Source organism: Actinoplanes campanulatus, from assembly GCF_014647795.1.
GTDB lineage: Bacteria > Actinomycetota > Actinomycetes > Mycobacteriales > Micromonosporaceae > Actinoplanes > Actinoplanes campanulatus.
This window is the reverse complement of sequence record NZ_BMPW01000011.1, coordinates 300319-311329: the sequence shown is the minus strand read 5'-3', so window position 1 is coordinate 311329 and position 11011 is coordinate 300319. Positions and strand designations below refer to the sequence as shown.

At 71.4% G+C, this 11011-nt stretch carries 11 protein-coding genes; 5 read left to right on the top strand and 6 right to left on the bottom strand.

Annotated elements, in window-relative coordinates:
- Positions 1 to 305: 305 nt before the first annotated feature.
- The gene (locus tag IEZ13_RS22955; RefSeq protein ID WP_183223031.1) at positions 306 to 662 is read right to left on the bottom strand and encodes a DUF3499 domain-containing protein; all 357 of its coding nucleotides are present in this window, start codon (positions 660 to 662) and stop codon (positions 306 to 308) included.
- Between the two features lie 186 nt (positions 663 to 848).
- On the opposite strand from IEZ13_RS22955, the gene IEZ13_RS22950 reads away from it, so the two are divergent.
- Entirely contained in the window at positions 849 to 1325 is a 477-nt protein-coding gene (locus tag IEZ13_RS22950) for a metallopeptidase family protein (protein WP_372441875.1), read from the top strand.
- 6 nt (positions 1326 to 1331) lie between these two features.
- Here the strand turns inward: IEZ13_RS22950 and IEZ13_RS22945 are convergent, their stop codons facing one another.
- The 3 genes from IEZ13_RS22945 to IEZ13_RS22935 all read right to left on the bottom strand — a co-directional run bounded on the left by IEZ13_RS22945 (position 1332) and on the right by IEZ13_RS22935 (position 5375).
- Positions 1332 to 1589 carry a WhiB family transcriptional regulator gene (locus tag IEZ13_RS22945; protein WP_015619224.1) on the bottom strand — a complete coding sequence of 86 codons (258 nt, stop codon included), beginning with the start codon at positions 1587 to 1589 and terminating at the stop codon, positions 1332 to 1334.
- A 330-nt stretch (positions 1590 to 1919) separates the two neighbouring features.
- On the bottom strand, positions 1920 to 4424 hold the full coding sequence (locus tag IEZ13_RS22940) for a bifunctional FO biosynthesis protein CofGH (RefSeq protein ID WP_229794910.1): 2505 nt from the start codon (positions 4422 to 4424) through the stop codon (positions 1920 to 1922).
- Between the two features lie 90 nt (positions 4425 to 4514).
- Positions 4515 to 5375, bottom strand: coding sequence for a hypothetical protein (locus tag IEZ13_RS22935; RefSeq protein WP_183223030.1), 861 nt, complete (start codon positions 5373 to 5375; stop codon positions 4515 to 4517).
- A 90-nt stretch (positions 5376 to 5465) separates the two neighbouring features.
- Here IEZ13_RS22935 and cofD point away from each other — a divergent pair, with 90 nt between their 5' ends.
- Genes cofD through IEZ13_RS22915 form a run of 4 tightly spaced genes read left to right on the top strand, consistent with a single transcriptional unit; the run spans position 5466 to position 8605 of the window.
- Positions 5466 to 6422, top strand: a complete 957-nt coding sequence (gene cofD / locus IEZ13_RS22930; protein WP_183223029.1) for a 2-phospho-L-lactate transferase — start codon at positions 5466 to 5468, stop codon at positions 6420 to 6422.
- Positions 6419 to 7471 (top strand): coenzyme F420-0:L-glutamate ligase, encoded by a 1053-nt coding sequence (locus IEZ13_RS22925; protein ID WP_183223028.1) that lies wholly within the window; start codon positions 6419 to 6421, stop codon positions 7469 to 7471. Before cofD ends, IEZ13_RS22925 begins: the two co-directional genes overlap by 4 nt.
- Entirely contained in the window at positions 7468 to 8025 is a 558-nt protein-coding gene (locus IEZ13_RS22920) for an NUDIX hydrolase (RefSeq protein ID WP_183223027.1), read from the top strand. The genes IEZ13_RS22925 and IEZ13_RS22920 overlap by 4 nt, the downstream gene beginning before the upstream one ends.
- A gap of 22 nt (positions 8026 to 8047) precedes the next feature.
- A complete protein-coding gene (locus IEZ13_RS22915; RefSeq protein ID WP_183223026.1) occupies positions 8048 to 8605 on the top strand; it encodes a DUF4232 domain-containing protein in 558 nt (185 codons plus the stop codon).
- 1 nt (position 8606) lies between these two features.
- Here IEZ13_RS22915 and IEZ13_RS22910 read toward each other — a convergent pair whose 3' ends face one another.
- Together IEZ13_RS22910 and IEZ13_RS22905 are read right to left on the bottom strand one after the other, a co-directional pair.
- Positions 8607 to 9704, bottom strand: a complete 1098-nt coding sequence (locus IEZ13_RS22910; RefSeq protein ID WP_183223052.1) for a mannose-1-phosphate guanylyltransferase — start codon at positions 9702 to 9704, stop codon at positions 8607 to 8609.
- 40 nt (positions 9705 to 9744) lie between these two features.
- A complete protein-coding gene (locus tag IEZ13_RS22905) occupies positions 9745 to 10890 on the bottom strand; it encodes a glycosyltransferase family 4 protein (protein WP_183223025.1) in 1146 nt (381 codons plus the stop codon).
- Positions 10891 to 11011 lie beyond the last annotated feature (121 nt).

Sequence of the window (11011 nt, the reverse complement as noted above, 5' to 3'; positions counted from 1 at the left end):
CGCGGGATGCTGCCGCACGTCCGGTCCAGGTCGATTTTCGAGTTAGATCGGTGGTCCGGCCGGCTCCCAGAGCTGTCTCGACCGCACTGAGACAGCGCTCAGGGGCAGCCGGGTTTGAGGGTGACCACTCACGCACGTCGCGCGGGGCGGGGAGCGTTCTGGACGCGCCAGCGGCCAGCGAGCCGGGCCGGGCCCTCGGCGGGAGCGGCGGTCTGTACCCGCCACCCCGCTACGACATGGCCTTTGATCCTCGCCTTGGGCAGCTAAGCGCACCGACGGTCGTTGATCTCGCCATCGGCAACCCCTCAGTGGGAGGGGGGAATCACTCTCAGGTGGCCGCGGCGGCCGGTCTGGGGGGTGTGGTCGGTGTCGTCCGGGCGTGGCGGGACCGGGCGGGCGGCTTCGCGGACGGCCTCGGCGAGGGCGACCAGGTCGTCGGTGGTGGGGGGTGGGGGCGCGAAGTCGCCGTCGTGGCGGACGAGTTCCCAGCCTCGCGGGGCGGTGAGGCTGCGGGCGTGCGTCTCGCAGAGGTCGTACGTGTGGGGTTCGGCGAAGGCCGCGAGCGGGCCCACGACTGCCGTGGAGTCGCTGTAGACGTAGGTCAGCGTGGCGACCGCCTGTCGGGGACAGCCGTTCCGGGAGCAGCGCCGTGGTGACCTCACGGCGGCAACTTATCTCCCCGCCCGCGATTCTGGGGAATGTTGCCCCGCGACACGCCGACCCGGACCGCATCACGATTCGGCCATGGTCGTTAGACACGCCGCCCCGTTGGGGCGAATTAACGGCACGGACACACGATGAGCACGGGCTGACCGCTCCCGCCGCCCCGGTGGGGATACGCTGGCCGCGTGACCACCAGCCCTGAACGCCGCCGGACGGATGGCAAGGCGACGCGCGGTTCCGGCCCGGGTCATCCGGCCCGGCGCGACCGGCACGGGCGCGGGCTCCGCGGCCGTCTGGTGCCGGCGACCGTGCCCCTGGCCCGCACCAAGGCGGAGATCTTCGACGACCTGGTGCTGGACACGGTCGAGAGCCTGGAGCGCCGTTACGCCAAGGAGCTGGCCGGCGTCGAGTTCGCGGTCGAGGACGTGCCGCCGGAGCTGAACGTCTACGACTCGGATGTGCTCGAGGACGGCGAGGTGCCTCTGGCCCGGCTGCTGCCCGGCCGGCCGGGACGGCACGAACTTCCCCCGCGGATCGTGCTCTACCGGCGCCCGCTGGAATTCCGGGCGATGGATCGCGAGGACCTCGCCGACCTCGTCCACGATGTGATCATCGAGCAGGTAGCCAACCTGCTCGGAGTGGATCCGGACGAGCTGGCCTGAGTCCGGTCAGGCCACCCGCCGCTTCAGCTTGCGACGTTCACGTTCGGACAGTCCACCCCAGATCCCGAAGCGTTCGTCGTGACCGAGTGCGTACTCCAGACACTCGGCCTTGACATCACAGCGGCCGCAGATGCGCTTCGCCTCGCGCGTCGAGCCGCCCTTCTCCGGGAAGAAGGCCTCGGGATCGGTCTGCGAACACAGCGCCCGTTCCTGCCACTCGGGCGCGTCCCCGAGCAGGTCTACCCCTTCAACCTGCGCTTCCATCGGCGTGCCTCCAAAATTCCGCGCCGGCGCGAAACCGGCGCTGACCCCCCACGCACGCGGCGTGTTTTTGCGGGTTCGACGCCTTTGTGCCACATCGTCCCCGCAACCCCACCAAAATTACACGCGTGTAAGACGTGCGTCGTCAAGCCGAACCTGCTAAATGGGCCCGTTTCCCCGACGCTTGAGAACGGTTCATGGCCCCGTTCCAGCCCTATCTCTCCAGGGCATTGGAAGGTAACGCGAGGCCGGGCCTTCGCGTCCAATTTAACCCGATTTGTAACCTGTGGACAGGGGGGTCCCCAGGACGGGTCCGCCGAATGGATCAAACTGTCACCTGCGGCCGTACACCGTGGTCCGTTCCACCGCCGGGCGGCCGGCCGACGCGGCCAGTTCTTTCAACTCCGCGACCGTACGAGCCGAGCCGTGTTCCGAACCGGCCATTCGTGAAATTGTTTCCTCCATCAGAGTTCCACCAAGGTCATTGCAGCCGCTGTTGAGCATCACCCGGGTTCCCTCGTCGCCGAGTTTCACCCACGAGCACTGGATGTTGTCGATCCGGCCGTGCAGCAGCACCCGGGCCATCGCGTGCACCACCCGGTTCTCCCGCCAGGTCGGGCCGGGGCGGGCGATGCCGGCCAGGTAGATCGGGGCGTTGGTGTGCACGAACGGCAGCGCCACGAACTCGGTGAAGCCACCGGTGACGTCCTGGATGCCGGCCAGCACCCGGAAGTGGCCGAGCCACTGGCGCGGGTGGTCGACGTGGCCGTACATCATGGTCGAACTGGAGCGGATGCCCACCTGGTGCGCCGTGGTCACCACCTCGGCCCAGGTCGCGGTGGGCAGCTTGCCCTTGGTGAGGACCCAGCGCACGTCGTCGTCCAGGATCTCGGCGGCGGTGCCGGGGATGGTGCCGAGGCCCGCGTCCCGCAGATCGGTGAGCCACTCCCGCAACGAGACGCCCGCCTTGGCCGAGGCGGTGACGATCTCCATGGGCGAGTACGCGTGCACATGCATGCCGGGGACCCGCTGCTTGACGGCGCGAACCAGATCGGCGTACGCGGTGACCGGCATCTTCGGGTCGATGCCGCCCTGCATGCACACCTCGGAGGCGCCGTCCCGCCACGCCTCCTCGGCCCGGTCGGCGACCTGCTCCACCGACAGGCGGTAGGCGTCCGCGTCCTTCTCCCGCTGGGCGAACGCACAGAACCGGCAGCCCACGTAGCAGACGTTCGAGAAGTTGATGTTGCGGTTCACGACGTACGTGATGTCGTCGCCGTTGACCTCGCGGCGCAGGCCGTCGGCGATCCGGGCCAACTCGTCCAGGGCCGGGCCGTCGGCGTTGAACAGCGCCATGGCCTTGTCCTCGTGCTTCTCCAGCAGGAGCGCGCCCGGGTCGGTCTCGGCCAGCCTGAGCGCCGCCACCACGTCGGTCGGCATGGTCGCCGGCGCGCTCTTGACGTGCGCGGCGACCTCGTCCCAGTCGCCGTAGACGTCGTCGAAGTCGGTGCGCCGGTCGCCGGTGCGGCCGTCGGTGTCGATGCTCTTGTGGAGGTCGGTGCGGCCGGTGCCGAAGGCGTCGTCCGGCTCCTGCCAGGGCGAGCCGGCCGGGATCGCGCCCTCCCTCGCCAGGCCGCTCTCCTCGGCCAGCGCCGTGACGTGCGCTTTCACCCGCGGATCCAGCCAGCCCTCGTCACCCCGGCGGACGTACTCCGGGTAGATCGTGAGGCGTTCCCGAAGCTCGAATCCCGATTTTTCGGACATTTCGGCTAGTAGGGTGATCTGGGGCCACGGGCGCTCGGGGTTCACGTGGTCCGGCGTCACCGGGGAGACCCCGCCCCAGTCGTCGATGCCGGCCCGCAGCAGCAGGGTGAACTCGTCGTCGATCAGGTTCGGCGGGGCCTGGATGCGGGCACGCGGGCCCATGATGATCCGGGCGACGGCCACCGTGGCGGCCAGCTCGCGCAACTCGGCGTCCGGCATCCCGCGCATCGCCGTGTCCGGCTTGGCCCGGAAGTTCTGGACGATGACCTCCTGGATGTGCCCGAACTCGCGGGCCACGCGACGGATCGCGAAGAGCGAATCGACCCGCTCGGTGACGGTCTCGCCGATGCCGATCAGGATGCCGGTGGTGAACGGGACGCCGACCCGGCCGGCGTCGTCGAGCACCCGGAGCCGGACCGCCGGCTCCTTGTCCGGCGAGCCGAAGTGCGGGCCGCCCTTCTCCGACCAGAGCCGGGTGGCGGTGGTCTCCAGCATCATGCCCATGCTCGGCGCCACCGGCTTGAGCCGCTGCAACTCGGCCCAGGTCATCACCCCGGGGTTGAGGTGCGGCAGCAGGCCGGTCTCCTCCAGCACGGCGATCGCGCAGGCGCGCACGTAGTCGAGGGTGGAGTCGTAACCCCGCTCGTCGAGCCACTGCCGGGCCGCCGGCCAGCGCTCCTCGGGCCGGTCGCCGAGGGTGAACAGCGCCTCCTTGCACCCCTGCGCGGCGCCCTGCCGGGCGATCTCCAGCACCTCGTCGCGCTCCAGGAACGCGGCCGGGAGCTTGTGCGGCACGGTGGCGAAGGTGCAGTAGTGACATCGGTCGCGGCAGAGCCGGGTCAGTGGGATGAAGACCTTGCGCGAGTACGTCACGACGCCCGGCCGCCCGGCCTCCCGCAGACCGGCGTCCCGGATGCCGCCGGCGATCGCCAGCAACTCGTCGAACCGGTCTCCGGTGGCCGCGAGCAGCGCGGTCGCCTCATCGATGTCGATCGCCTTGCCGTCGGCGGCGCGGCGCAGTGCGCGGCGGATGCTCGCCGGTGTCGGTACGGGTTCCACGTTGACCTCTACCACGCAGAGCAGCCTAGGCCCGAATCGCTTCGACCGCCGCCGCTGCTCCCGGACCGGGGCGTGTCGTGAAACACCCCCGGACCGGGAACAAAGTCACTGACGGGGCGGATCCTGGTCAGCCGGGCCGAAGCCGGGACGGTCGTCCGGCAGCACCTCGGTGTGGTCGGCCGGGGGCGGCGGCACCGCCTGGGTCGGCTCGGCGAACGGGACCGGGGTCGGCGGCACCGCCTGGGTCGGCTCGGCGAACGGGGTCACCGGAGGCGGCGGTGTGGGGGCACCGCTCACCGGGGGCTGACCCCAGCCCGGCGGCGGAGGCGTCGGCTGGCCCCAGCCGGGCGGCGGCGGAGGCGTCGGCTGACCCCAGCCCGGCGGCGGCGGGGTGGGCTGACCGGGGTACTGGCCGTGGCCGTACCCGGGCGGCGGGTAGGCGCCGTAGGGCTGACCGTACGGCTGGCCGTAGACACCGGGCTGCGGCTGGGGCCTCGGCACGTAGTAGAGGCCCTGCCAGAGGCGCAGCACCGCGTACCCCGCCACGCCGAGCAGCCCGAGGTAGGCGACCCGGTAGAGCAGCGCCGTGAAGGCGGTTCCGGCGTCCAGGCCGGCGAGCCCGCTCACCCCGAAGAGGACTCCGAAGATCACCCCGAAGACGGCCGCCACCACGTACTCGATGCCCGCGATGATGGTGATCAGCCGGGCCTGCGGGTGGACCGGCCGGACACCGGTCGCGAGAAGCACCGCCGCGAGCGGGAAGAACACCGTCTCCAGGTTCACGAAGCCGCTGAAGCTGTACCGGGTGCTGGCGATGAAGTCGTCGCCGAACATGCCCAGGAACGCCACGAACAGGAACACTGCGGGGGCGACGACCAGGGCGTACGCCGCCAGGTCGCGCACGGGCCGCAGGAACTGCCCGATGGGTTTCTCGCCGGCCGGTCCCGGCTGCGGAGGTGTGGTCACGATTGCTCCCGGTGCGTGGATCGAGGTCGGCCCAGAGTAAACCGATACCCGCCACCCGGTGGGATGACGCGTGTGCGGGAGGATGAGGCTATGCGGATCGTGGTCCTGACCGGGGGCATCGGCGGTGCCCGTTTCCTCCTCGGCGTGCGCGCGCACGCCCGCGCCATCGGCGCCGACGTCACGGCGGTCGTCAACGTCGGCGACGACGTGCGCATGCACGGCCTCCAGATCTGTCCCGACCTGGACAGCGTCATGTACACGCTGGGCGGCGCCGCCGACCCCGAGCGCGGCTGGGGCCGGGTCGGCGAGACCTGGGTGGTCAAGGAGGAGCTGGCGAAGTACGGGGTGGAGCCGTCCTGGTTCGGCCTCGGCGACAAGGACACCGCCACCCACCTGGTGCGCACCACCATGCTGAACGCCGGGTACCCGCTCTCCGCGGTCACCGCGGCGCTGTGCGAGCGCTGGCAGCCGGGCATCACCATGCTGCCGGCATCGGACGACCGGTTGGAGACGCACGTGGTCGTGGACGTCGACGGCGAGCGGAAGGCGATCCACTTCCAGGAGTGGTGGGTGCGCTACCGCGGCGAGCTGCCGACGCACCGGTTCGTCTTCCGCGGCGCCGAGTCGGCGAAACCGGCCGCCGGGGTGCTCGACGCGATCGCGGCCGCCGACGTGGTGCTGATCGCGCCCAGCAATCCGGTGGTCAGCATCGCGCCGATCCTCGCCGTACCCGCGCTGCGGGAGGCCGTGGCGAACGGCCCGGCGCCGGTCGTCGGGGTGTCGCCGATCATCGGTGGCGCGCCGGTCCGGGGCATGGCCGACCGGTGCCTGGCCACCCTGGAGGTCGAGGTGAGCGCCGGCGCGGTCGGCCGGATGTACGGTCCTCGCGCCGAGGGCGGCCTGCTGGACGGCTGGCTGGTCGACGAGTCGGACGCCGGCGCCGAGGTGCCGGGTGTCCGCACCCGTGCCGTGCCGCTGTGGATGCGCGACGAGGTGGCCACCGCCCGGATGGTGGAGGACGCGCTGGAGCTGGGCGGCGTGGCGTGAGCGACGGCCTGGAGATCCTGCCGGTCCGCGGCATCGGGGACGTGACCGCGGGCGACGACCTCGCCGCGCTGATCACCGCGGCGGCCCCGTGGCTCGCCGACGGTGACGTCCTCGTCGTGACCAGCAAGATCGTGTCGAAGGCGGAGGGCCGCCTGGTCGAGGTCCCGGCCGACGGGCCCGAGCGTGACGAGGCCCGGCAGCGGGTGCTGGCCGGTGAGACCGCCCGGGTGGTGGCCCGCCGGGGCAACACCACCATCGTGCAGACCCACCACGGTTTCGTGATGGCCGCCGCCGGCATCGACGCGTCGAACGTCGACAAGACCCATCTGGTGCTGCTGCCCGAGGACCCGGACGCCTCGGCCCGCCGGCTGCGTGCCGACCTGCGGAAACGCGGCCTGGACGTCGCCGTCGTCGTCTCCGACACGATGGGCCGTGCCTGGCGCAACGGGCTCACCGACGTGGCCCTCGGCGCCGCGGGCATCGACGCGCTGCTCGACCACCGCGGGCAGCTCGACCCCTACGGCAACGAGCTGAGCCTGACCCAAATGGCGGTGATCGACGAGCTGTCCGCGGCCGCCGAGCTGGTCAAGGGCAAATGTGATCGGGTGCCGGTCGCGGTGGTTCGTGGCTACGGCCGCCTGACGGCGGACGACGGGCCCGGCGCCAGGGTCCTGGTCCGTGACTCCGCCGAGGACATGTTCGGGTCGGGTACGGCCGAGGCGCGCGCCGAGGGCCTGGCGGAAGCGGCACGCATGCCGGTCGACGCGCCCCGCGTCGAGGCGGTGGACGGCCCGGCCCGCGACCGGGCCTCACGCATCGCCCGGGAGCTGATCGACGAGAGTCCGCTCCCGCTGGTGAGGGTCGAGTTCCCGGCCGGCGAGGTGGGCCGGCTGAGGCTGTCCCCTCCGGGCTCCGGTCCGGCGGACCTGGTCCGGCTCGGCGCCGAGGCGCAGCGTCTCCGGGCCGCGTTCGCCGCCGCGGGTCTGGCCACCGCCATCGAGGTGGACGATCTCGGCGAGATCACCCTGACCTATGGAGTTCCCGCATGACCGACCTCTACGAGAACGCCGTCGACGTGCTGTCCACCTGGAACGCCACCTCCGATGCCGCCGAGGCGAACCGCAAGCGCACCCTCGACCTGCTCGCCGACGGCCCCGGCGCGATGACCCGCGCCCACCGGGCCGGCCACGTCACCGCCAGCGCCCTGATCGTCGACGACTCCCGGCGTGTGCTGCTCTGCCTGCACGGCCGTCTCGGCCTCTGGATGCAGTTGGGCGGCCACTGCGAGGAGGGCGACCCGACGCTGGCCGCCGCGGCGCTCCGGGAGGCTACCGAGGAGTCCGGCATCCCCGGGCTGATCCTCGACCCGGTGCCGATCGACATCGACATCCACGAGGTCCGCTGCGGCTCCCAGGAGGGCGCGCCGGCCACCCCGTCGGTCCATTACGACGTTCGATTCCTGCTGCGGGCCCCGGCCGGCGCGGTCGAGCGGATAAGTGACGAGTCGTCAGATCTAGCGTGGTTCCACCCCGACGCTCTACCGTCACCTCTGGCCGACGGCACGATCCAGCAGATCGCCCCCGCGTTGGCCCGCCTGACGTGAAGCGCGCCGCTGAGTTGGAGACATGCGTAACCCCTCGAGGCCGGTCATCCCCGCCCTGGCCACCATCCTGGCGCTGACCGCATGCGCCGAGCCCGGCACGGTGCCCACCCCGGCCGCTGCCGAGGCTCCGGCGCCCGCCTGCCTGACCAGCGATCTGGAGGCCACGGTCACCCTCCGGACAGCCACCGACACCAGCCTGGAACGCACCGCCCTGGTCACCCTGATCAACGTCGCGGGCCAGGACTGCACGGTCGACGGCTGGATGACGGTCACCCTGGCGACCGCCGGCCGCCGGGTCCTGCCGGTCCCCACCACGAAGCTGGACGAGCCGGCGCCGGCCCACGAGTTCGTGGTCCGGCCCCATCAGGCCGCCTACGCCGGCCTGCGGTGGACCTCGTGCGCCCGCACCGAGGAGGACTGCCACGCCGGCGGCACGTTGCGCTACGACATGGGCCAGAGCAAGGACGGCCCGGCGGCCGTCCTTGCCGACTTCCCCACCTCGCGGCGCAACGGCATCACCATGAACGAGCTCCGGATCGGCTCGCTACAGCAGTTCAGCGACCGGGCCCTCGACTGGTGACCTAGATGTAGCCGTGCTGGCCCAGCTCCTTGAGCTGGTCGACGAGCTGCTTGACCTCCTGCGCCCGTTCCCGCGGGCACACCAGGACGGCGTCCGGCGTGTCCACGATGACCAGGTCCCGGACCCCCATGGCGGCCACGAGACGGCCCGACGACGGGACCACGACCAGGCCCTCGGTCTCGCGCAGCAGCACGGTGTGCCGCTCGGCGAGGTCGTGCCCGACCACCACGTTGCCGGCCTGGTCCGCGGTGAGCACCTCACCGAGGGTGTGGAAGTCACCGACGTCGTTCCACCCGAAGTCGCCGGGCACGGTGCCGACCCGGCCGGCCGCGGCCGCGCCCTCCATCACCGCGTAGTCCACCGAGATCTTGGGCAGCGTCGGCCAGACGTCACCCATCACCTCTTCCTGCTCGGCGGTGCCCCACGCCTGCGCGATCCGGCTGATGCCCGCCGCCAGCTGCGGCTGCTGCCGGTGCAGCTCGGCCAGGAAGGACTCGACCCGCCAGACGAACATGCCGGCGTTCCACAGGTAGTTGCCGGACTTCACGTAGCCCTCGGCCACGTCGTACGTCGGCTTCTCCTTGAACTCCTCGACCTTGAGCAGCGGGCCGTCGCCGACCCGGCCACCGCACTGGAGGTAGCCGTACCCCGTCTCGGGGCGGGTCGGCGTGATCCCGAGGGTCATCAGCAGCCCCTCCCGCGCGCCGGCCATCGCCGACCGGATCACGTCGGAGAACGCCTCCGTGTCGGCGATCAGGTGATCGGACGCGAAGGAGCCCATGATCGCTTCCGGGTCGCGGCGGGCGATGACCGCGGCGGCCAGGGCGATCGCGGCACACGAGTCCCGCGGGGACGGCTCCACCAGAACGTTTTCCTCGGGCATGGCGGAAAGCTGCCGGGAAACGGCGGCCGCGTGCGCCACACCGGTCACCACGAAGACCCGATCGGGGGAGGCAAGACTGTCCAACCGGTCCACCGTCGCCTGGAGAAGGGACGCCTCCGTACCGGTCAGGGGGTGCAGGAATTTGGGATGACCGGCGCGGGACAGTGGCCAGAGACGGGTTCCGGTTCCGCCGGCAAGAACCACTCCGTACAACACAGCCTGTTCGTCGCTCATGCGCGGAGAGTTTAGTAGATGATCAAGTAGCAACCCGATTCCACGTTGCCACGTGGACCTCCGCACTTGACATCCAGGTGAACTCTTTCGCACGGTCGGAGCCCGCCTTCGCCAACGTCCGGCGACGCTGCTCGTCGTGCAGCAGGTCAGCGAGGTCCTCGGCGATCCGCTCCGGCGTCTCCGTCGTGTAGGCAACAGCGTCACCGCCGACCTCCGGAAGCGACAGCCGGGGCGTGGTGAGCACCGGGGTGCCGCAGGCCATCGCCTCCAGGATCGGCAGGCCGAACCCCTCCCCGAACGAGGGATAGCAGGCCACCAGGGCGCCGCCGAGAAAACCGGGCAGGTCCGCGTACCGCAGATAGCCTGGTCGCAGCAGCCGCAGGTGCGCCGGGACCTCGGCCACCGCGCGGTCGATGTCGTCGTCGTGCCCCTGGCCGCCGGCGATCACCAGGGCCGGCGGGTGGGGCCAGTCGGCGACCGCCCGGGCCCAGCCACGGATCAGGTTCGGCACGTTCTTCCGCGGCTCCTTGGCGCCGAGGAACGCCACATAGCCCGAGTCACCCAGGCCGAGACGGGCCCGGACCCGCGCCTTCTCGTCGTCGGTCGGCGCGTGGAAGGCCACCTGGTCCACCCCGTGGTACGCCACGTCGATCCGGGTCGGGTCCGCGTCCAGCAGGCGGATCAGCTCGTCGCGGGTGGCCTTGCTCGGCACGATCACCCGGGCGGCCCGGCGCAGCGACGTCTTGATCGCGCTGCGGAAGAAGGTCCGCTTGGTGTTGTCGTAGTGCTCCGGCTCGGTGAAGAACGTCGCGTCGTGCACCGTCACGGTCACCGGGCAGCCGGTGCGCAGCGGGCAGGTGTAGAACGGCGAGTGCAGCACCTGGGCGCCGACCTGCTGGGCGAGCAGCGGCAGACCGGTCTGCTCCCAGGCGAGGCGGGCCGGCCGGTGCACGATCGCGGCCGGGCCGGGGATCACCTCGGCGGAGGGCAACATCCGGCGGTAACGCTCCGCATCGGAACGCTGTGCCACGACGGCGAGGTCGACTCGGTCGGAACCGACCTGCCCGAGCGCTCCGAGCAGACCGTCGACATATCTGCCGACACCGCCCCGGTCCGCGGGGACACTGGTGGCGTCGACGAGCACTCGCGGGGGGCGACCGGGGGTCACGAGGCATCTCCTTGGCGTCTCTGACGTACCGATGCGGCGATGGAACTACCGACGATTCGAGGGTACGCCTGGAACGCGCCGCGGACGTGTCCACGACACCGCCGATCGCCGTAGTCAATCC